This window comes from Nocardia asiatica NBRC 100129 (genome assembly GCF_000308415.1).
Classification (GTDB): domain Bacteria; phylum Actinomycetota; class Actinomycetes; order Mycobacteriales; family Mycobacteriaceae; genus Nocardia; species Nocardia asiatica.
Genome location: NZ_BAFS01000469.1, coordinates 19904 through 40414, shown reverse-complemented (window position 1 = coordinate 40414; position 20511 = coordinate 19904). Strand labels below are relative to the sequence as shown.

The following is a 20511-nucleotide window of genomic DNA, read 5'->3' as shown; positions in this document are numbered from 1 at the left end:
CTCCTGGTGCCCGAAGCGCTGTTCGTGGGTCTGTCCACCCTCGATATCGCCTACGCCGTCGACCGATATCCCGCCGAGGACACCAAGACCCAAGCGCTGGATCAGTTCCTGGGTGCCGGTGGGCCCGCAGCCAACGCTGCGGTCGCGTGCGCGATCGTGTCGGGCCGGTCTGCGACGCTGATCACCGCGCTCGGCCGCCACCAGCTCGCCGACCTCGTGCGCCACGATCTGACCAACCACCACGTCACGGTCCTCGATGCGACACCCGACAGCACCGACAAGCCGCCGGTGTCATCTATCGTGGTCGCGCTCGGCGCGCAGTCCCGCACCATCGTCGGCCTCGACGCCGCCCGGATCCAAGCCCCATTCACCGCCGACCTCGCCCAATGTGTCGACCAGGCATCCGTGGTACTCGTGGACGGCCACCATCCCGATCTCGCGGTGGGAATCGCAAGTCGCGCCGGAGAGGTGGGGGTGCCGGTCGTCCTCGACGCGGGTCGCTGGAAGCCAGTCCACGACCGGCTCCTGCCGCTGGTCGATGTCGCGATCTGCTCGACGGCCTTCGCGCCACCGGGCGTCAACGGCGACTGCACCGTGCTCCTGGACTACCTTCGGTCAGCCGGGCCGAAACATGCGGCGGTGACACGCGGGCCGGACCCGATCGTGTACGCCGAGGAAGCCCGCCAGGGCACAATCGAAGTCGCGTCGGTACACGAGGGCGACACCCTCGGTGCTGGCGACATCCTGCACGGTGCGTTCTGCGCCTACTACAGCCGCAGCCGCGACTTCATCGACGCACTCACCCGCGCGTCCGCGGTGGCCACGCTGTCATGTCGATCGTTCGGCACCCGCAACTGGGCCCGTGATCTCAGCGAACTTCGCAGATGAGGTAGTTGCCGGAGGTTTCGCGCAACACGGTATCGGCGTGGCCGCGGGTGTGCGCGATCAAGCGGGCGTTGGGCAGATCGCTGTCGGTGATCTTGGTGTGCGCCTGCTCGGCGGTCTTGCCTGCGAGCAGGTGTCGGTCGGTCAGCCGCTGCTCGATGACGGTGTCATCAGCGTCGAGGTACCACACCTCATCGAGCTGGCTGCGGACCTCGACCCACCCGGGTTGGTCGAGCAGCAGGTAGTTGCCCTCGACCACCGCGATCTGTTGATCGGCGAACGTGATCGCGTCGGGTACCGGATCGTGCAGTTCACGGTCATAGATGGGCCAGGGCACATGCTCACCGAGCGGCGCTTCGCGCAGCAGTTTCAGCCGGGCCACGAACCCGGACACATCGAAAGTGTCTGGCTGACCCTTGCGGTGACGCGCGCCAGCAGCGTCCAACTCGGCCGAAGTCCGGTGGAACCCGTCCATCGGGGCGATCTCCGCACCGACCCCATGTGCAGCGGTGATCGCCGCGGCCAAATTCTGGGCGAGCGTCGACTTGCCCGCTGCTGGTGGACCAGCGATGCCAAGTATGTACCGACAATTGCCGGGCACTCGCGTCGACACCCACCCCGCGAGCTCCGCCACGGGGACTTCGCTACCTGCACGCATCCTGGAATCCTTTGCACCTGAATCCAATCGGTGACCTCACCGTAGCAACGACGTCGCCTGGTCGACGCGAAGCCCTTTCGATCAGCGAAGTGCCCAGTTGTGAGCATTCGACCGGTACGCTCACCGCCGTGAGCGGCACGCAGAAGCTGTTCTCCGAATTGTCCGCGTCGCCGTAGCGTCGACGGTTCCTGCGAATCTCATGGTGGGGCGACAGCCTGATGGAGCACTACGAAGTCCACCATCCGCGCCTGTCGAGCCAAGCCGATCTGATCGAACCCTTATCCGAAAGGGGGTGCGGACCGCCGCGATCGAGGCTCACAACGAGGCCGGGTTCGTGCGGAACTGCCTCGCGGCCAGCCTGGTTCTGACCGGACGCAAAGCCAAGGACGGCATCGGGGTGTGCGGCTACGGTGCGTACCGACCCACCGACCACGGTCCAGGCATCGGATTCGCCGGGCTCCAGCCTCGCACCGGACCTCACGCTTCCGAAACTGCGCGAGGCGTGGTCGTGGTACCCGGAATCGGTGACCATCGCGCTAGTAACGTGGGCAACTCTGTTCGACCGTGACCTACTAGGACCTGCCGCAGCCTCGAAAGAGACCGACCCGCCCAGCTCGGTCACAGTAGGTCGAGGTGGTCCATGAGGAGCGCGGTGAGGGTAACGGTGCCGACGAACCCGACTCCGGCGTCGCGGATCGCGCGAGCCGCATGGGCACCTTGGACCTTGGCAAGCAGTGCTGTGACCATTCCGATGATCACTCCCAGAAGTACGGCGATGACGATCAGCAGGATCTTGATGCTCATGTGTGCTCCGCTTCTTTCAGTAACTGTTGGTGGTGGAAGCACACCAATCCGGCTGCGGCCCACGCAACGCGCCTGCGCTCGCCCGATGACATGTTTATGAAGGTCAGGGGGCTGATTGAACGCCCATCCGCTTCCTGCGACTCGTATCGACTCGTGTCGTATCAGGCTTCGTGGTCGCAAGCGATGCTCGGCAGCACCGCACGGGAGCCAGGACCGGCAGCACCGAGTAATACTTCAGGTCGCCTGTCGCGGCGATGCCGGGTTGGAGGGAGGCGCGTTGCGCGCACGCCCGAGCCATTGCTGTGATTCGGCCTCTTCGCCCTTGCCGTTCAACAAGATTGCGAGGTTGTTCATGGCCGGTCGATGTCCGCCCGCGGCTGCTTTCCGGTACCACTTTTCGCCGAGCTTGAGGTTGTCGGCCTGAACGTGTCGGAAACCGAGCCGGAACATCGCATCCAGGTCGCCTGCGGCGGCGCACCGTTCCAGCCAGCGATCGGCTTCGCCGTGCTCTCCACGCAGGTATAGCGCCTGCCATAGGGCTGACATCGACGGCAGATGGTCTGCCGCGGCTCCCCGCCGCAGATATGGCAGGGCCTCCTCGCCGCGTCCACTATCGTGAAGCAGTCCGGCGTAGCTGCGCATTGTCTCCAAGTCGCCTGCTTCGGCGCCGAGGCGCAGCAGTTCCTCTGCAGCGGCGATGTCTCCTCGGAGATAGAGAACGCGCCCGAGATACCCGACGGCGGTCGTGTCCCCTGCGGCTGCGGCCCGACGTATCCAGATCTCCGCTTCCTGGAGGTTTTCGCGCTCGACATAGATCGCGCCGAGACCCTGGGCTGCGCGCAGCCCGGCCTCGCCGTCCGGGTCTGCCTGGTGTGCACGCCCATACCAGTGCTCGGCAGCCTCGAAGTCCTTGCGGTCGAACATGATGCAGGCCAGGTTGACTGCCGCACCGGCATGTCCAGCGGACGCGGCCTGGAGGAACCAGTGTTCGACTTCGGTCATTCGGTCGCCGTGACGTTGCAGTGCGTGCGCGTAGTTGAACATCGCGACCGGGTCACCATTGCCCACCGACAGCGCGAGCACGTGCTCGGCCTCGCCCTCACGCCGGGTCTTCGTCAGCAGAGTGGCCAGGTTGCGCAGCGCTGCGGCATCCCCAGCTTCTGCTCCCCGGCGATACCAGACTTCCGCCTCGCCCAGATTGTTTCGTTCCGCGCACAAGACACCTATGTTCGCGAACGCTGGAACGCACCCTACGGCGGCAGCCCGGCGATATAGCTCGTCGGCCTCGCTCAGTTTCCCAGCGACCTGCATCGAGACGGCCAGGTTGTAGAGCGCCCCGGGGTGTTCGACGCCAGCGCTACGGCGCCAGAGGTTGTCGGCGATCTCGTCATGCCCCCGTAGGTGGGCTTGGAACCCGACGGTGGTCACGACATCGGGGTCGGCATCGCGGGTCGCCACCTCCCAGTAGTCGTGCGGGATTGCCCGTGCGGGTCTGTCCTGACCATCGTCGGCGGCGACGAGGTAGTCGAACGGCCGATAGGCACGCTCACCCGTGACCAAACGTTCGGTGTGCAGCGCCGCGACTTGCCCGGCGCCTTCTCTCGGCATTCGCGCCGCCGCAATCGCATCCTCGAGAGCGGAGCCATCGATATCGACATGTGGCCAATGGTGTTCGAGAACATGTCGGGAGAGGCGCTGCAACTGGCTGTGCGGCATCGGGTCGGTACGTCCGATTCGAGACCAGTCGATCACGGTCTGAGTCACCGCACCGAGGGCCGGATCCGCGTGACGGGCCACCTCATACTGTCGAAGTAGGTCCGGCGCGCCCGCAAGCACTTCCGCCAGCCCGAACCGGCCCAGGTTCAGCGATGGATACAGGGTGGCCGCCATCGCATGCTCGCTCACATCATCACTGGTCGACCGCAACCTGATGGTCTCAGCTTGGGCCAGAACCGTGCGCTGGTCGCGCGTCAGTTCCCCGGTGCTGCGGGTGAGACGGTCGATGGCGTCGTCGCGAATCGTCGCTGCGATGACGGTTCGGGCCGGGCGTGCGCTGATCTGTGCGAGGAGGATCGGACTCAGCGGATTCTCACCGGCGAGGAAGTCCTGGAGGTCGTCCAGCCATACAACGATCTGGTCGCCGCAGTCGCGGAACTCCGGGAGGTCGATCGCAGCCTTCAACGTGCGGCGGCTCGGTACGAGGATCCGCGCCTGCGGCAGCGTGCGGCGCACATTCTCGTATAACGTGCGCGTCTTGCCGGTCTTCGATGGACCGGTGAGGACCACCATTCGGCGACTTTTCAGCGCCGACATGACTCTGCGATCAACCTGGTTCGCCGTGCGGGGAACGTACCGGTCGAATCGGCTGGCGTCGCCTAGTCCGACGTGAGATGGTATGGCGCCCAATGCATGTGGATCTAGGTCCGTGGCGTGCGGCAGGCCGCCGTCTGCGCCCACCTGCTCAACGATCCCAAGCCACACCAAACCTGCGTGCTCGACCTCAGCCCTGGCTGCCACGTGGAAAGCATCGGCTGCGGTAGCGCTCGTCAACGCTGCCCGACGGGCGCGGTCCCACCTGTCGATTTCGCGGCGGTCGGGTCGTCTTCCTTTTGCCCGCTGTATCAGGAATTCGACCAATCGGGCGAACTGGTCACCGTTGCGAGGGACCACCCGCTTCCGCTGGACCGTTGGTTTCTCAGGAGCGCTCGGCAGCCAGCCGCGAATGGTGGTAATGCTGATCTTGGTTTTCTCGGCGATCAGTTGCTCCGGCGGCGATCCAGCCGCCTGGCACAGGTCGTCCACCTGCCGGAAGAACTGCTCACGCAGCTCAGATTCCCCCACTTCAGCCCCTTCAAGCCCAGCGGCCGCGACGAATCGGTACCTCGATACCAGGATGTTCAACCCTACATCCGTAGGATTCTCTGTGGCGGTTGGTGCCCACACCCTGTTCGCCGGGCTCACCCCGGCTGCAGATTGCGCTGCGTCAGGCGTGGGAAGCTGGGGCCTGTGACCGATCTCCATCAGCGTGGTCGCTATGGCTTGTGCGCCGGTTGGCTGGGGTGAACAACCTGCTCACTCTCATCTGGGGGCTGGACCGGGCACACCGGCATCGCGGAAAACACAAGCTACCCAACAACATCACGAAGTGATGCTGGAGTACAAGGCAGCGTTCACCTCGAGAGACGGTCCGACGGCCGCGTAGCAGCGAAGCCTCTCGTGCCCGCGCGGCCCCACGCTCGCAGCTGCCATCTATACGACGCGGTGGCACCGAGAATCTGATCGGCACATCCGCAGTTCAGCGGGTCTTGAAGACTCAGCGCGTGCGTAGAGCGGCCTCGACCCGATCACGCCCAGGTGCCGGACGGTCCCACAACGGTGCGGCCTCGGTGAGTCGTCGGGTCAGGCCGTCGACGAGCGCCTGTTCGCCTGCGGGGGTGCGATCACCCGCCGCGATGACCTTCGCGTAGCGGACCGCGTCGATGACAGCGGCTTTTATCCGCTCGCCGGCGAGGTAGCGGTCCAGGTCTTCGGGCCAGCCTGGGAGTGCGGCCTCTTTTTCGGCGGCGGCCCACGCGGTGAGGAACGCCTGCTGTTCGTGCGGGAGGTAGGTCATTTTCGCCAAGTGGATCGCGACATCGGCCAACGGGTCACCGTAGAGGGCCAGTTCCCAGTCCAGGAACACCGTCCTACCCTCGCGGATCATCATGTTCTTTCGGTGGACATCGCAATGGATCAGCCGAAACGGGCGTGCACGCAGCGATTCGGCGGCACCCGACAGGGGCGCGAACGGATCCTCGGGGATGCCCAGGCGCCGGAACAGCGCGGTGAAGTCCGGGCGGTGGCTGTCGTGCAAGCGGCGGGTGTTGTCCCACAACCGGTTCGCGAACCGGCGCGGATCGTCGTCGAGTTCGTCTGCCGGAGAGGGCAGCTGGTCGGTGGGGATCGCGCGGAGCTGCCCGAACAGGCTGGCGACGTCGGCCGGGACGTGCTCGGGGACGGCGGTGCCGCGCGGTGCGATCGCATCGAGTTGGTGGCCGTGGATGTATTCCTGGATCTGGTAGCGCGGCTGGTCACAGGAACTGTAAAGGCGTGGGGCCGCAGCGACGTGGGCGGCGATCGCGGCTAGGATCCGCGGTTCGGGCCATTGGGTCACATCCATGATGTCCGCGTGTTCGAGCGGTATACGGACATTCACCGCGACGCAAGCGACATCGACTCGGATATTGCGGTTGTAGAACCCGGCCGACGCGTTCGGACTGTCCAGAGCCTGGCGGTGCAACTCGGCGGCGGCCACACCCAGGACAGGGAGCGTGTCCCCACAGGATGAGATGTGGTGCGCGAGAACGGACGAGGGCGGCGGATCGGGATGCGGCACAGCTGCCATGCACACGATCGTAGAGCTCGCACGAGGGCAGTCACCGAACAGTGCACCGCGCGCATCACCTGCTTCCCGTCGCCGCTGGCGGTACATGCATCGTGGGGTCACTGGCGCGTCGAGCCCGCCGCGCACATGATCAGCCTGCTGAGACCCGCAAACCATCGGTGAATTCGGTCATCGGTCTTGAGGCGGGATGTATCGGCGGTGGCGGGTTCGTTTGGTCGGCCGGGCCAGGTGGGTCGAGCTCGGTTGGTTGGTTGTGGTGCAGGTTGGCGTTTGGTGGGGCGCGAAAATGGGCTTCGGGAGACTTCGATCGCGGCGTCGATGTCGCTGGCGGTGAGGAACCAGGTGCGGCCGGCTTTGTGGCCGGGAAGCGTCCACTCTTGAGTTGTTGGACGTACCAGCGTTCGGATTTCCCTAGTTGCGGGCACCGGCGGATACCGGATAGGTCTGCTCGTGAGGTCCGGTGGGAAGAGGTGGGTCCGGACCGGGTGCGGGGGTGCGAGGGTTTTCAACCATGGTCAGATCCTGCGCTCAGTTATGGATCCCGAAGTGCGGATTCGGCGAAATCGACGTCGAGACGTCGATTCGATCCGAATATTCCAGCAATTTTTCGACGGCTGTGGGGCGACGAGTTCTTTGCGTCCGCTTCATGGCAGCGGATTACAGATATGTCACGGTGCCCCCAGGTTGCCGATGGAGGGGCATCGACAGCCTCGGGCGGGCAACATGTCGGCGTGCGGTAACGCTGAGCTTGATCAACATGACCTGGCGGTCGGCTGAACTCCGAGAGAGGTCTTCGGCGTGTCGTAGCGCGTGTCGAAAGTTTTCTATCCGTCGGCTTCTCGGTTCGTGGTCGAGCCGGGGGACGGTTTGGGCGAGAGGATGAGCAGCAGGACGGACTCGGACTGATTGGAGATGGTCAGGCTGTAGGCGACCGGCTGGCCGGTGACGGGATGGATGGTGTGCATCAGCGCACTGGGGTCACGCCCGTAGGCGGCGCGTACGCCATCGCTCCACGATTTCCGGAACTCGATGTTAGGGCCCAGGTGTCGGAAGACCACTCGGACCTGCTCGGTGTGGCGATAGCGGCCGGTCATGGCACGAATGGAGGCTGCCGCGTAGTCGAGTTCGAAAGGCCGGTCGGTCAGGATCGGTTTGGTGTTGTCGCTGAACATCCACACCGGGACCGACCCGGTGCGCTCGAGTCCTGGTGTCGCCTCGCGGAACAAATTGTTGCAGGCCAGCACGTTCCATATCGGGTCGATGTAGGCGGCGAGGTCGCCTCGGGCGTTCAGGTCGCGGAGATGGGCGATGAGCAGGTCGTTGGCGGTGACCGACCTGGCCAGAACCGCAGTGGGTTCGAGGTCGAGCGCTGCCACTCCTAATTCGCGCACGTGGCGGGCGAGGGCGGAATCGAGTCGGTAGCCGGCGATGATCAGCTCCAGCAGTTCTGGGCTGGGGTTTCGGCGGCCTCGTTCGATATCGGTGAGGTAGCTTCGGCTGATTCTGAGCATGGCCGCGGCGTAGTCGCGGGTGTAACCGCGTTCGTCACGGATTCGGCGGACGGTGTTGCCGAGAGTGGGGACACGCGGTGGTAGTGCGTGTCGGGATCCGGGTGATCGGCGTAGTTCGGGATCACGGGTCATGGGAGTGGAATCCCCCTCCTCGAAAGTCTTCCACGGCAGGATGGGCAGAGGTTATGGTGATCGGTTGGCCCCCAGGTGATGTTTCGTTCCTACCAGAGCGGGTACCGCCCGGCAAGCGTTTAGATGATCACATCATCCAAACCAGTAGCTCCGAGGATGCGAGCGCCGAGGATGGTCGTCTCGATGGACGGCGTTGTGGCGGAGCGACTTCGGTGGAAATTCCAGGTATTGCAGCTTGCATACATTCCGCAGCAAATCTGCTGATCAAGTAGTGAATAGCAAATGTATGCAAGTTGCGGTACCGCAAACTGCATACCTGAAAACCCTGGATTTCCAGCAGTTCCGGGCGTTTGGTTGGAAGCGCGAGGTCGACACCGATCCCGCCGAGAATCCGAAAGACGCTGAGAGGAACGCGATCGTGGATCCCTTCGTAATTCTGGGCTACATCAACGCCGGGCTGTCGGTGCTGTCGAGCGGCCTGAACGTCGCAGCACAGGCACTCAGCCTGATCCTGCCCTTCATCTGACCGAGATGACCTGAGAAGCGGTCTCCCACAGCGTATCTCCCGCTGTGGGAGACGCCGCCCAATTCCTAGGCCGCACTCTCGCGCGGCAATTCCACTCCCCGTATCGCTCACCCTCACTGGAAGGCTTATTTCGTCATGCCCTCATCCGGGAATTCACCGCTCCATCGCACGTCGGCCGACCACCACGCGTCGCATACGCCTGGTAATCGCGCCGCACGCCGAGCCCGGCACACGCCGCGCACCACACACGTAGCCCGCGTCACCCTCTGCGCGGTGGTCCCGGTCGCGGTCCTTCTCGCGACAGCGGGGACTGCGCAGGCCGCCGAGCCGCTCACCGCGATCGCCGACCAGCCCGGCGTCACCAGCCCCGGTCAGCCCGGAACCACCGCGCCGCCGCCACCGCCGCCCGCGCCGGAGCCGTCCCCCGAACCGGCGCCGCCGCCGGAGTCCGCGCCGGCACCGCCGGTGTACTACGCCCAGCCGCCGGAGGTGCGCAACGCGCCGACGCGCCCGGCGCCGTCGGCGGACGAGCCGGTGGAGCCGATCCGCATCGAGGACCTGCATCTTCCCGAGCCGGTGGAGCCGGTCGCGCCGGTCGAGGTCCCCGACGATGTGATCCGGTTCGGCCAGTGGGAGACCGCGCGTCCCGGCTGGCTGGATCCGCAGTGCGCGGACGCGATCAATGATTTCTCCGCGGGCGTGGAGGCGCAGCTGGCGACCGCGCTGGACTCGATCGGCATCCCGGCCGGGCGCTCGGATCGGGTGTCGGGTGCGACGCTGGCCGGTGCCGGGATCGGCGGCGCGGTCGGTGCGGTCGCGGTCGGTGCGCCCGCAGCGGTCGCCGGTGCGGTCGCCGGGGGCCTGATCGGGGGCACGGTCGGCGGGATCGCGGGCGCCGCCCTGGGCACGATCGTGCCGGTCCCGGTCATCGGCGAGGTGACTTCCGGTGTCGCCGGTACCGCACTCGGTGCGGCGGCCGGTGCCGTCGCCGGGGCGGTCGTGGCCGGTGTCCCCGTCGCCGCTGTCGGCGCGGTCGCCGCCGGAACCGTCGGCGCGGGCTTCGGTGCCGGAGTCGGAGTCGGCCAGTGACCACGACGACCTCGAACGTCCGCCGACTGGCCGCTGCCGTGGCGATCGCCGCCACCGCGTCCGGTCTGACGCTGGCCTCGGCGCCCGCCTCGGCGGTGCCGATCGGCCCGGGGTGCCCGGCACTGTACGTGCTGGGTGTGCAGGGCACGGGCCAGTCGTCCCCGACGGCGGACCCGCTCGCCGACACCGGGGTGGTGGGCGCGCTCATCGCTCCGGTGCTGTCGGCCGCCCCCGGCCTGGTGCAGCGCTCCTATATCCCCTACGGTGCCGGTTTCGGCGGTGCCGTTCCCGGCGGAGGCCCGGATCCCTACGCGGTGTCGGTGACCGACGCCCGCCGCCAGCTCGACGCCGCCGCGGTCCAGATCGTGGATACCTGCCCGGACACCTTGATCGCCGGAATCGGATACTCCCAAGGCGCACAAGCTGTCTCGGATTTCGCCGCCGACATCGGCGCGGGCCTGGGCCCGATCGGTGCAGACCGGATCGCCGGTGTCGCGCTGTATGCCAACCCCGATCGCGCGCCCGGCGCCCCGGTCTTACCGGGCCGGCCCGGGCAGGTGGTGCCCGATCCCGCGCCGGGCACCAGCGGTGCGGCGGTCTCGCAGGTCGCGATCACCAACCCCGCGGCCGGTGGCGGCGGGATCGCGGGCGCGGTCGGCTACGGCGAGCTGACCGGCCGTGTCGCCGATATCTGCACCGACGGCGACCTGGCCTGCTCGGCCCCCGACCGCGCCGCGCTCCTGCGGGTCGGCGCCGAGATCGCGGCCCAAGCCGACCTGCGAAACCCGATCGCCGCGCTGGGCACCCTCAGCGGCCTCTTGCAGGCCGCGCTCGGCGATGCGTGGAACACGGTGCTGCTCAACGACTTCTACGTCGACGGCGGGGATGTCGACTACCGGCCGCAGCAGGGGCTGGCCGATCGGCTCGTCGAGGCCGCCGACCCGCGCACCCCGACACCGGACGGACAGGCGGCGGCGGCCCGCTGGGGTGAGATCACGGCCACGGTCGCCTCGAATCCCTTTGTGCTGCTACCGAAGCTGGCCGGACAGCTGTCGGCGGCGTGGGGGCAGTTGGTCGCCGACAACGCCGACTTGATGAATCCGGCGGTGCTGCTGCGCTACGTCGACACCATCGCCCGCCATAACGGCTACGCCACCGGCGGCCAACTCGCTTCCGGGGTGGCGTGGATGGTCGCCCTGGCCCACGACCTCGCGGGACGGTGACCATGACCACCTTCGGCATCGACGACACCGAGGACGAGTTCTACGCACCGGACTCCGACGACTTCACCCAGCCCGCAGGTGCGCTGCTACGAGCACGCGAGGTCGAGGTCCCGGTGTTAGCAGGAGCGGGACGCGCGTGGCAGGTGGTGTACTCGACCCGCACCGCGTTCCACGCCCCACTGCCGGCGTCGGGGCTGGTGGTGGCTCCCGAGCAGGCCGTCGGCGGTGACGGGTCGATACTGCTGTACTGCCCGCGGTTCCAGGGACTGGGAGGGCGCATCGCCCCATCCCGGCGCCTGGACCAGACGGCCCTCGCGGATGTGGCCGCAGATGTGGCGATGGCGTTGGCGCGGGGCTGGGTCGTCGGGGTGCCCGACGGCCAGGGCGTGGGCATGAGCGCTCTGGGCGCGCACCCGTTCCTGTCCGGTGCCGCCGCCGCGCACACCGTGCTCGACCTGGGCCGGGCCATCACCAGCTCGACCGATTTCGGCGCATCCGGCCCGTGTGCGATCTGGGGGTACGGCGACGGCGGGCGGGCCGCGGTGCTGGCCGCCGAAACCCACCCCGACTACGCCCCCGAACTCGACCTGCGCGGCGTCGCCGCCGGCGCGGTCGTCGGCAACCTGCGAGCCTTGGTCGCCGACCTGGACGCCGGACCGTGGGCCGGACTGGTCTTCGCGGGGATGGTCGGACTGGCTCGCGCCTACAGCCATCTGCCCGTCACCCACCTGCTCACCGAGGAGGGACGGCGTGGCCTCGCGCACGCCCAGACGCTGACCGTCGATGAGCTGATCGAGACCTACCGGCACATTCCACTCGGCACGTGGTGCGAACGCCGCGAACCCTGGAACGACCCGATGTGGCGTTACGTGCTGGCCGCAGAATCCGCCGCCTATCGCGCCCCCGGGGTGCCGGTGCACCTCTACCACGGCACCGAGGACGCGCTGGTCCCGATCGCGCTGAGTCGCGCCCTGTTCGCCGAATACCGGGCTCTCGGGGCGGATCTGAGCTGGCGCGAATACAACACCGGCCACACCCGCACCGCCGCCGTCGGGGCACGCGAAGCGCTGACGCAGCTGAACAGCTTCCTGCCGCGCCACCGGACACCCTCTGCGGCCACCATCTCGCAACCACCCGCCACCTGAATCGTGTCTGCCCGCCCCGGCCCCCTCGCCACGGGGCGGGCAGGCACCCCCCATCGAGGTGAAATCTCATGCACAGCAACCGCATACGACCCCGCCACCTACTCCGTAGCGCCGTGATCGCGTTGATCATCGGCACTACCACCGTCAACGTCACCGTGACGGCATCAGCCGAGCCCGGCGCGGCTGTGGACGGCCCGTGCCCGGTGCTGTACGTGCTCGGTGTGCAAGGCGGCGAGGAAGGTGATGTCGCCTCCGGCAGCGACACCGGCGCGTTGGGACAGGTATTCGGACCGCTGACAGCTGCGGCGGGACAGGCCGTGCAGCGCGCCTACATCCCCTTCGGGCGCAGCGGCGACGGGAGTTCACTGGCCTACGACGACGCGGTCACCGCAGCGGCCGACCAGCTCGAGCAGGCCGCGGCGGCCGTGGAAACCCGCTGCCCGGACACCCGTCTCGCGGTTGCGGGATACGCGCACGGCGCCGCGGCGGCGGACCGCTTCGCCACTCGGGTCGGCGCGGGCAGCAGCACGGTCGACGCGGACCGGGTGGCAGCGGTCGCGCTGCTGGCCAATCCCGCCCGCCAACTCGGCACACCCGTGTTGCCCGGCCGTCCGCAAGCGCACACCCCCTCGGCCGCGCCGGGCACCGGCGGAGCCCATGTCTCGACGATCACGCTGCTCAACTCGGCGCTGACCGGAGCCGGGATCACCGCCCCGACCACCGCCCCGACCGGTTACGGAACATTGACCGGGCGGGTGGCGGATCTGTGTGTCGGCGGCGACGCCACCTGCGACACCGCACCCGGCAGTCCGCTGGCGACGACGGTGGCCAACATCGCGGCGCGCTCGGACCTGCGGGATCCGATCGCGGCGATCTCCACCATCGCCACCGCCTTGTCCACGACGGTGTTCACCACCGCGGTCGGCGTCGTCAACGACGACCTGTCCGGCACCAGCCTGGACCAACTGTCCTACGACCCCGCCAAAACCCTCGGACAGCGCCTGGCCGAAGCCTCCGACCCGGCCACCACACCACCGAGCCAGGCCGACGCGCTCTCGGCGCTGTTCAAACTCGGCACGATCGGGCTCAACGCCGCGATCTCGGTCGCCCGCACGGTGATCACTCCGGCGACGGTGGGCGAGCTGGCAACCGTCGGCATGGCTGACCCGCTGGCCGCGGTCGGGATTCTCGGCACGAAACTCGCCGCCGCGGTGGTGCAACTTGTGCCGCCCCAGACCGCCAGCCGGTGGGTCAACGACGCCTTCGACGCGATCACCAGCACCGTCACCGCCCCCGATCAGCTCTACACCCTGGCCGGGTCCGCCCAGTACAGCGACACCACCGGCCGCCACGGCTCCTACGACAGCGTGCCCGCGACCGGCACCGGCGAATCCGCGCTGCGCGCGGTGTCGGCCTGGTTCACCGCCGTTGCCCGCGACCTGGCGACCGCCCCGACCACACCGACGACGGCGACCTCGACGACGAGAACGCCCTCGGCCACCGCGCCCTCCCGGCCGAATTCCCTCCCACCGGTGTCCACGAGCTCCGTGGCTCCGTCGAGCCGGTGAACCACCCCAGACCCCTTCGGGCGGAAGCCGGATTCAGCGGACGCTACCCCTTCGGTCTGCTGATCCTCCCCGGAACTTCCGCCCGGAGGGCCCACCCCGACCCCGACACCGGCCACCGAAGGAGGTGACACACCGACAATGGCGGACACCGAGATCGACTCCCCACACGGGGCCGGGTGGCTCGAGAAATCGACACCCGCGGCCCTGCAAGCCGTTGCGCCCGATACGGGAACCGCCGACGGTGACGATCACGCGTGGCGGTGGCTGGATCGGCCTCCGGAGGAGCCACCACAACCCCGCAACCGCCGGACCGCCCGGCCCACGGCGCGACTGGGGCGGATAGGCATCGCGCTGGGGACGGCACTGGTCGCTGTCGTCGTCCTCGTCGCTGTCGTAGTCCGTTGGGGCAGCCACGAACCCGACACCAGTGGGGTGGCGCCCACCGCCCTGGCCGCGCCGCCCACCACGACCGCGGTCCTCGCCGCGGCGTGCACCGGGTTGAGCGGTGACGTGGTCACCGACACCGCCGGTGACCCTCGCACGATAGCCGGGGTGATCGCGGCCTTCGAGCACGCCTACTACCAGCGCCGCGACGCCGAGGCCGCGCTGCGGCTGGTCGCACCCGAGGCCGGTCTGGTCCCCGAGGCCCTGGCCGCGGGTATCGCCTCGATCCCCACCGGGAGCACGCACTGCGTGGCGATCACCGCGGTCGCCGAGACGACCGCCGAAGTGCACCTGGTCCAGCGGCATCCCGATGGCAGCCGCATCGACTACCTGCAATTGATCAACGTCCGCGCCGGCACCCCGAACAGCGGCGATCTGGTGATCTCCAACATCCAGAAGCGAGGGTGAGGATGACCGCCGCGCACCGCCTCGCCGACACCACGCGACCGCCCGGGCCGGCGCGGCTGAACCCGGACACCGTCGCCGTGCCAGACCCGCAGCACCGTGCCCCGGTGCGTGAACAGCCCTTGGCGATCACCGGCGCGCACCCGCCGCTGTTCGCGGTTCTGGGCGCGCACGGAGGCGCTGGTGCCTCGACCCTGGCGCGCTGGTGGGCACCGGCCGCGGACACCGGCGCGGCCTGGCCCGCCTGCCCGCACACCACCCAACGCGTGCTCGTGGCCGCGCGTCTGTGCACACCCGGTCTGACCGCGGCAGCCGATCGACTGCGGGAATGGCACGCCGGCCTGGCACCGACCGGAGTCGAGGTGATCGGGCTGGTGCTGACCCCGATACGGCCCGGCAAGGTCCCGGCGGTGGTTCGCCGCTACCGGGCACTGGTCACCGACCTGGTCACCGACGTCTACGACATCGGCTGGCACGACCAGCTCCTCGAGATCGAACTCGGCGAGCTGGCCGAATTCACCCCCTTCGACCCACCACCGCCCCGTCGCGCCGGGTTGCGCCACGCCGTTCCCGCTGATGTGCATCGCGCCGGAACCCAGATCATCACCCGCTTGTCCGCGACCCACACATCGGTTGCGGCACATCCTGATTCGGAGACGACATGACCATCGTCGCATTGGCTACCGACGTGGCCTCGACCGTGCTGGCCCAGGAAATCAAGATCACGCCCACGACCCCGCCGGGCTCGAAGCAGATCATCAACCTGGTCAATTATCTGGCCTGGCTGGTGAGCCTGGCCGGGATCGCCGCCCTGATCTACGCGGGCGGGAAATTCGGGTGGGAACGCTGGCACGGCGGCAGCGTCGAATCCCCGAAGATCATCGCCGGCGCGATGGCCGGAGGCATCCTGGCCACCAGCGCCGGCCCCATCATGAACGCCGTCGTCACCGGAGGCTCCTGATGGCCTCCAACAACTCGAACTCCGTGCTCGCGCATCAGGATTGGAGTCCGCTGGCGGCCTCACCGCCCGGCAGCACGATCCTGCCGAGGCAGGTACTCGAACCTCTGGCCCAGCTGCTGGGGTATCTGGCCTGGTGCGTGCTGCTGTTGTGCATCGCGCGCGCGATCTGGGTGGGCGGGCTGCTCGCGATCCGCACCTACCGCGAGGAAAGCGTCGAAGGGCTGCTCGGCGCCCTGCTCGGCGCGGCCCTGCTCGGCACCGCCAGCTCCCTGGCCCTGGCCGTCATTCCGCGGTGACCACCATGCCCACGACACCGACACCCCCGCACCCCGACCGACTCCCGCGCTGGGCCGCGACCGCCGTCCTGGCTTTCACCGGCCTCCTGGCCGCCGCCGCTCTACTCGCCTGCGGCACCGACGCCACCGAACCCACCCGCGCCCCGGCCGCCGCGAGCGACACCCTCACCCCGCCGACCGGGCTGCGATGGCAGCCCTTCCAAGGCGTCGACCTGCCCGTCACCGACCAAGGCCCCCACCGTATCGACGGTGCCGTCGCCGCCGGGTTCGACCACTCACCCGCAGGTGCCGCCGTCGCCGCGACGCAGGCGACGGTGCGGGCCTCGATCGCCACCGACACCCAATGGCCCCAGGTCGGCGCGCACATGCTCGCCCCCGGTGCGGGCCGTGACGGCTGGGCAGTGGCGCGCGCGCAGATCTCGATCACCGCCCCCGTCGCCGAGGGCGCCCCGCGCCTGCTCGGCTACATCGTCACCCGCTACAGCCCCGAGGCCGCCGACGTCGAGATCTACAGCCTGCACCCGGACAACTCGGTGACCCGCAACCGCGCCGCCGTGCTGTGGCAATACGAGGACTGGCGCCTGGACCTGCCCGCCCCCGCCGTCGCCGCCCCGCCGGCGGTCACCGTCATCACCGAGCCACCCCCCGACCTCGTCGTCTTCCTGCCGCGCTGAAAGCGAGCTGCCCCGCATGCGAATTCCTCGACTGCTGATCATCGTCTTCGCCGCCATCGTCGTGGTGGTGATCGTCGTGTTCGTCGTGACCATCACCCGCGACGACGGCCCCTCTCAATCCGGCAGTACGACAACACGTCCGGCGCTTTCCTCCTCCGAGACCCGCCCCACGGGACTGACCGCGGACCTGTTCGGCAACCGGCTCGAGATTCCCGCGAGCGAGGCCGGGACCGCACTCGCGCAGGATCGCACCCGCCGGGCCGACCCTGGACAGCCGGACTACCTGGTGCACGCGCCTGCGGGCCTGCGCTGGCAACGGGGATGGGGCGGTGCGGCGCTGCCGGTCTCGACCGGCGACGGCCCGACCACGATCGCCGAGGGCATCGCCTCGGGTTTCGCGCACACCCCTCAAGGCGCCGGGCTCGCCGCTGCCGACGCGCTCGCCCGCGCGCTCGCAGCCCCCGAACCCACTTGGCAACAGGTCCTCGCGTTGCGCTATCACGGCGGCGGACAGGCCCTGGTCGACCGGTTCGCGCGCTCGCGGGCGCGCACCCCCGACGCCGCCCGCTACGTCACCGTGCCAGACGGTGTGCGCATCGCCGATGGATATAACCCCGACTACGCGGTCGTCGAATTTGCGACCCGCGACGGGCTCGGCTACAGGATCGCGCGCTGGCCGATGGCCTGGCTCGACGGCGACTGGCGCGTCGCGGTGCCCACCGAGATCGAAACCCTCTGGGGGCCAGGCACCTTCGTCGACTCGATGACCGGATTCGGTACATGGAAGGCCACCTCATGAACGACAGCCTCGTATTGGCGTCCCCGGCCGGCGGCGCCCGTCAGCAACTGCCGGTGCCCGGCGTCTGCGATATCCCCCTCGGCCCGCAGCAGGTGTGCGGCCAGGTCGGCCAGGTCGCGACCCAGGCGGTGGGCTCGGCCTGGGAGGACATGGTCGATTTCCTGATGTCGGGTTTCGGCCGCGGGGTGCGTTTCGTGATGGCCTGGTGGACCGACCTGCCCTCCCCGGTGCTGACCGGTCCCGGCGGCCAACCGGGCGCGGCACTGACCGCAGTGCGCGACTTCAGCGGCGGGCTCCAGGTCGTGTTCCTCACCGCCGGAATCATGTTCGCCGCCGCGCGGTTGGCCCTGGCCAAACGCGGTGGATTGGCCGGAGAAGCCCAGGAGAGCTTCCTGATGCTGGTGCGCGCCAGTTTCACCTCGATGGCCTTCGCGGTCCTGGTCACCACCGGTACCCGCGCGGGCGATGCCTTCTCGGAGTGGGTGATCTTCACCTCCAGCCACGGGGACTGGATGCGCGCGGTCGACCGGCTCACCGAATTCGACAAGGAAACCAACGCCGGGCTCGGCACCGGGATCCTGTTCGTGGTCGGGCTGCTCGGACTCATCAGCACCCTGATCCAACTGGTCATGTTGGTGATCCGCCAAGCCCTGCTGATCCTGGTCGTGGCGGTGATCCCCCTGGCTGCCGCGGCGTCGGGCACCGGTCCGGGATCGCAGTCCTACAAGAAACTGTTGTCTTGGTCGCTGGCGTTCGTGCTCTACAAACCCGTCGGGGCACTCGTCTACGCCATCGCCTTCACCGTGATCGGTGACGAGAAACAGACCGACCCGCAGCAGGTCCTGCTCGGATTGATCCTGCTGGTGATGAGCGTGATCGTGCTCCCGGCCCTAGTCCGGCTGGTCGCCCCGGCGGTGGCCACCCTCGGCGGGGGCGGCGGCGCAACCGCGGTGCTGGCCGGTGGCGCGGCGGGTATCGCCATGGGCTCGACCGGCGAGCGCGGCAGCGCCCGCAAGGTCAGCGAAGGCGAGAACGCGCCCAGCGGATCCGGCCCCGGCGACGCCTCCGGTGGTGGCGGTGGCGGCGGTGGTGGGGGAGGGGGCCGACCACTGGGCGGCGGTTCGGGCAGCGACTCCGGCACCGCTTCGGAAGCGAGCGCCGGCACCGGGGGATCGAGCGGATCCGGCGCAGGATCCACAGCCCGGTCGACCCCGCCGAACGCGAAGCCGTCCTCCGGAGCGGGAGCGGAGTCCGGGGGTGCTGCTGGTGGTGGTGGTGGGGCTGCTGCCGGTGCCGGTGCGGCCGGTGCGGCGGTGATGGCCGCGCAGCAGATCAAAGCCGCGGGCGAGCAGGGAGTCGCCGCGGTCGAGGCGCAGACCCGCGACGCTGCCGACGGGGGCTGGAATCCCGATTCGCTGACCCCGGCGGAGGTGCGGCGATGACCGCGCGGATGTACGGCCGGTGGGAACGCCCCCGCAGCGCAGGCTTCTTCGGCCTGACGTGGGGTGTGTCGATGGTCGGGCTCGGGCTGGTGATCACGATCATGGCCGGGTTCCTGATCTCGCGCTCGCTCAGCGTCGCCGCCGTCCTGGTGGTCGTGGCCGCGGCGGTGTTCGCACCTTTGGCGGTCACGATCAACGGCCGCACCGGCTGGGAACTTGCGCTGCTGCGCGTCCAGTTCGCCACCGCCCGCGCCCGCGGTGAACACCTCTATCGGGCCGGGCGCTTCGCCCGCATCCCTGGCATCGCGAAACTGCCCGGTCTGCTGGCGGATTCGAGCCTGTCGGAGTACGAGACGGCGGGCGGGCGCCGGTTCGCGATGCTGCACATCCGCCGCAGCGACCACTACGCGGTGGTGCTGAGGGTCGTTCCGCGCGGCAAGGAGCTGGTGGATCAACCCCAGATCGATGCCTGGGTCGAAGGGTACGGGCATTTCCTGGCGACCCAGAGCCGCGGCGGCGAGGTCGTGGCGGTCACCGCAGTTCTTGACAACGTCGTCGAGACCCGGCTGCGCCAGGCCCGCGAGGTCACCCGGCTGGTGCGTGAGCAGGCCCCGGAGTTCGCCCAGGCTGTGATGCGCGAAGCCGCCGCCGACCTCGGCGGAGTCGGTGTGCGGATCGAGGCCCGGATCGCGATCACCTACCGCGCCATCGGCAAGGGCCGCGTGCGCCGCGACGACGCCGAGCAGGCCCGCGAGATCGGGCAACGCCTGCAAGGGGTGCTGTCTCAGCTCGCCCGCGCCGGCCTGCCCGCCACCCCGCTCCAAGCGTGGGAAGTCCTGGCGCTGGTGCGGACCCGTTACGACCTGGCCTCCCAACGCGACGTCGAAGCCGCCGGCGCGTCACTGCTCGAGACCCAGTCCTGGGATTCGGTCGGGCCGATCGCCCACGTCGATCGCTGGGATCACTACGTCCACGACGGAGCCCGCTCGATCACCTGGGAGATGGACGCCGCCCCCCGCGGCGCGGTCATGGAAACCGTTCTCGAGGAACTACTGCGCCCCCGCGCGGACGTGCCACGCAAACGCGTGGCCCTGTTCTACCGGCTGCACTCGGCCGCCGAAGCCACCTCACTCGTGGACTCCGATTTCCGTGACGCCATCGCCGCCGAACAGACCGAACGCGGGATCGCCTCGGCTTCGGCGCGTATCCGGGTCGGCAACACCCAAGCCGCCCGCGAAGAACAAGCCCGCGGCGCGGGCCTGACCCGCTTCGGGGCGCTGGTCACGGTCACCGATCACCTCGACGGTGACTTGCCCGGTATCGAGGCATCGGTCAAGGCCATGAGCGCGGCGTCCCGGTTGAGCGTGCGCCGCTGCTACGGCTCCCAGGCCGCGAGCTTCGCCGCGTCACTGGGGATCGGGTTGATCCTGCCCGAGCACTCCTCGATCTCCAAGCGGGTAAGGATGTGAACGGGTTCACGGAAACTGAAGTGTTCTCAGGGGGAACCCGAGTGCTCTCCACCGGCATCTGGGCGGATTGGTGCTCAGGTTGGTGTGGAAGCTGGC

19 protein-coding genes are annotated in these 20511 nt (G+C 68.7%); 14 read left to right on the top strand and 5 right to left on the bottom strand.

From position 1 onward, the window contains the following. Positions 1–6 precede the first annotated feature (6 nt). Entirely contained in the window at positions 7–888 is an 882-nt protein-coding gene (locus tag ON27_RS37385) for a PfkB family carbohydrate kinase (RefSeq protein ID WP_051047476.1), read from the top strand. Here ON27_RS37385 and ON27_RS37380 read toward each other — a convergent pair. From ON27_RS37380 to ON27_RS37350, 5 genes are all read right to left on the bottom strand, one after another. Further along, positions 869–1543: a nucleoside/nucleotide kinase family protein gene (locus ON27_RS37380; protein WP_043738554.1), complete on the bottom strand. Its 675-nt coding sequence runs from the start codon at positions 1541–1543 to the stop codon at positions 869–871. The two genes, ON27_RS37385 and ON27_RS37380, sit on opposite strands and share 20 nt — an antisense overlap. 618 nt (positions 1544–2161) lie before the next feature. Then, positions 2162–2347, bottom strand: coding sequence for a hypothetical protein (locus tag ON27_RS37370; RefSeq protein WP_043738550.1), 186 nt, complete (start codon positions 2345–2347; stop codon positions 2162–2164). A 234-nt stretch (positions 2348–2581) separates the two neighbouring features. Beyond that, the gene (locus tag ON27_RS37365) at positions 2582–5248 is read right to left on the bottom strand and encodes an SEL1-like repeat protein (RefSeq protein WP_157227894.1); all 2667 of its coding nucleotides are present in this window, start codon (positions 5246–5248) and stop codon (positions 2582–2584) included. Positions 5249–5660: 412 nt separating this feature from the next. Then, positions 5661–6731, bottom strand: a complete 1071-nt coding sequence (locus tag ON27_RS37360) for a phosphotransferase family protein (RefSeq protein ID WP_043738546.1) — start codon at positions 6729–6731, stop codon at positions 5661–5663. An 824-nt stretch (positions 6732–7555) separates the two neighbouring features. Further along, positions 7556–8374 carry a helix-turn-helix transcriptional regulator gene (locus ON27_RS37350; RefSeq protein ID WP_043738542.1) on the bottom strand — a complete coding sequence of 273 codons (819 nt, stop codon included), beginning with the start codon at positions 8372–8374 and terminating at the stop codon, positions 7556–7558. A 286-nt stretch (positions 8375–8660) separates the two neighbouring features. Here ON27_RS37350 and ON27_RS37345 point away from each other — a divergent pair, with 286 nt between their 5' ends. The 13 genes from ON27_RS37345 to ON27_RS37285 all read left to right on the top strand — a co-directional run bounded on the left by ON27_RS37345 (position 8661) and on the right by ON27_RS37285 (position 20415). Then, positions 8661–8900, top strand: coding sequence for a hypothetical protein (locus ON27_RS37345; RefSeq protein ID WP_043738540.1), 240 nt, complete (start codon positions 8661–8663; stop codon positions 8898–8900). A 273-nt stretch (positions 8901–9173) separates the two neighbouring features. After that, positions 9174–9989 carry a hypothetical protein gene (locus ON27_RS40625; protein ID WP_051047475.1) on the top strand — a complete coding sequence of 272 codons (816 nt, stop codon included), beginning with the start codon at positions 9174–9176 and terminating at the stop codon, positions 9987–9989. Next, positions 9986–11212, top strand: a complete 1227-nt coding sequence (locus ON27_RS37335) for a cutinase family protein (RefSeq protein WP_245560545.1) — start codon at positions 9986–9988, stop codon at positions 11210–11212. The genes ON27_RS40625 and ON27_RS37335 overlap by 4 nt, the downstream gene beginning before the upstream one ends. Positions 11213–11214: 2 nt before the next feature. Further along, positions 11215–12357 carry a lipase family protein gene (locus tag ON27_RS37330; RefSeq protein ID WP_051047474.1) on the top strand — a complete coding sequence of 381 codons (1143 nt, stop codon included), beginning with the start codon at positions 11215–11217 and terminating at the stop codon, positions 12355–12357. A gap of 68 nt (positions 12358–12425) precedes the next feature. After that, a complete protein-coding gene (locus ON27_RS37325) occupies positions 12426–13925 on the top strand; it encodes a cutinase family protein (RefSeq protein WP_043738582.1) in 1500 nt (499 codons plus the stop codon). Positions 13926–14063: 138 nt separating this feature from the next. Continuing rightward, the gene (locus ON27_RS42600; protein WP_051047473.1) at positions 14064–14777 is read left to right on the top strand and encodes a DUF8176 domain-containing protein; all 714 of its coding nucleotides are present in this window, start codon (positions 14064–14066) and stop codon (positions 14775–14777) included. Positions 14778–14779: 2 nt separating this feature from the next. Beyond that, positions 14780–15439, top strand: coding sequence for a hypothetical protein (locus tag ON27_RS37315; RefSeq protein WP_051047472.1), 660 nt, complete (start codon positions 14780–14782; stop codon positions 15437–15439). Further along, a complete protein-coding gene (locus ON27_RS37310; RefSeq protein ID WP_043738539.1) occupies positions 15436–15735 on the top strand; it encodes a hypothetical protein in 300 nt (99 codons plus the stop codon). Before ON27_RS37315 ends, ON27_RS37310 begins: the two co-directional genes overlap by 4 nt. Continuing rightward, positions 15735–16031 carry a hypothetical protein gene (locus ON27_RS37305; protein WP_051047471.1) on the top strand — a complete coding sequence of 99 codons (297 nt, stop codon included), beginning with the start codon at positions 15735–15737 and terminating at the stop codon, positions 16029–16031. The genes ON27_RS37310 and ON27_RS37305 overlap by 1 nt, the downstream gene beginning before the upstream one ends. Positions 16032–16036: 5 nt before the next feature. Further along, entirely contained in the window at positions 16037–16705 is a 669-nt protein-coding gene (locus ON27_RS37300) for a DUF8175 domain-containg protein (RefSeq protein WP_174377924.1), read from the top strand. Positions 16706–16721: 16 nt separating this feature from the next. After that, complete coding sequence (locus ON27_RS40615) at positions 16722–17504, top strand: DUF8175 domain-containg protein (RefSeq protein ID WP_051047470.1); 783 nt, start codon at positions 16722–16724, stop codon at positions 17502–17504. Continuing rightward, positions 17501–18946 (top strand): TrbL/VirB6 family protein, encoded by a 1446-nt coding sequence (locus tag ON27_RS37290; RefSeq protein WP_043738537.1) that lies wholly within the window; start codon positions 17501–17503, stop codon positions 18944–18946. The genes ON27_RS40615 and ON27_RS37290 overlap by 4 nt, the downstream gene beginning before the upstream one ends. Next, a complete protein-coding gene (locus tag ON27_RS37285) occupies positions 18943–20415 on the top strand; it encodes an SCO6880 family protein (RefSeq protein WP_043738536.1) in 1473 nt (490 codons plus the stop codon). Before ON27_RS37290 ends, ON27_RS37285 begins: the two co-directional genes overlap by 4 nt. Positions 20416–20511: the final 96 nt, after the last annotated feature.

What these genes read in the sequence shown, in the direction of transcription:
- ON27_RS40615 (WP_051047470.1), top strand. Translation starts at nt 16,722, where the DNA reads ATGCGAATTCCTCGACTGCTGATCATCGTCTTCGCCGCCATCGTCGTG.
- ON27_RS37360 (WP_043738546.1), bottom strand. Translation starts at nt 6,731, where the DNA reads ATGGCAGCTGTGCCGCATCCCGATCCGCCGCCCTCGTCCGTTCTCGCG.
- ON27_RS37285 (WP_043738536.1), top strand. Translation starts at nt 18,943, where the DNA reads ATGACCGCGCGGATGTACGGCCGGTGGGAACGCCCCCGCAGCGCAGGC.
- ON27_RS37310 (WP_043738539.1), top strand. Translation starts at nt 15,436, where the DNA reads ATGACCATCGTCGCATTGGCTACCGACGTGGCCTCGACCGTGCTGGCC.
- ON27_RS37345 (WP_043738540.1), top strand. Translation starts at nt 8,661, where the DNA reads ATGCAAGTTGCGGTACCGCAAACTGCATACCTGAAAACCCTGGATTTC.
- ON27_RS37305 (WP_051047471.1), top strand. Translation starts at nt 15,735, where the DNA reads ATGGCCTCCAACAACTCGAACTCCGTGCTCGCGCATCAGGATTGGAGT.
- ON27_RS37330 (WP_051047474.1), top strand. Translation starts at nt 11,215, where the DNA reads ATGACCACCTTCGGCATCGACGACACCGAGGACGAGTTCTACGCACCG.
- ON27_RS37350 (WP_043738542.1), bottom strand. Translation starts at nt 8,374, where the DNA reads ATGACCCGTGATCCCGAACTACGCCGATCACCCGGATCCCGACACGCA.
- ON27_RS37290 (WP_043738537.1), top strand. Translation starts at nt 17,501, where the DNA reads ATGAACGACAGCCTCGTATTGGCGTCCCCGGCCGGCGGCGCCCGTCAG.
- ON27_RS37380 (WP_043738554.1), bottom strand. Translation starts at nt 1,543, where the DNA reads ATGCGTGCAGGTAGCGAAGTCCCCGTGGCGGAGCTCGCGGGGTGGGTG.
- ON27_RS42600 (WP_051047473.1), top strand. Translation starts at nt 14,064, where the DNA reads ATGGCGGACACCGAGATCGACTCCCCACACGGGGCCGGGTGGCTCGAG.
- ON27_RS37325 (WP_043738582.1), top strand. Translation starts at nt 12,426, where the DNA reads ATGCACAGCAACCGCATACGACCCCGCCACCTACTCCGTAGCGCCGTG.
- ON27_RS37300 (WP_174377924.1), top strand. Translation starts at nt 16,037, where the DNA reads ATGCCCACGACACCGACACCCCCGCACCCCGACCGACTCCCGCGCTGG.
- ON27_RS37315 (WP_051047472.1), top strand. Translation starts at nt 14,780, where the DNA reads ATGACCGCCGCGCACCGCCTCGCCGACACCACGCGACCGCCCGGGCCG.
- ON27_RS37370 (WP_043738550.1), bottom strand. Translation starts at nt 2,347, where the DNA reads ATGAGCATCAAGATCCTGCTGATCGTCATCGCCGTACTTCTGGGAGTG.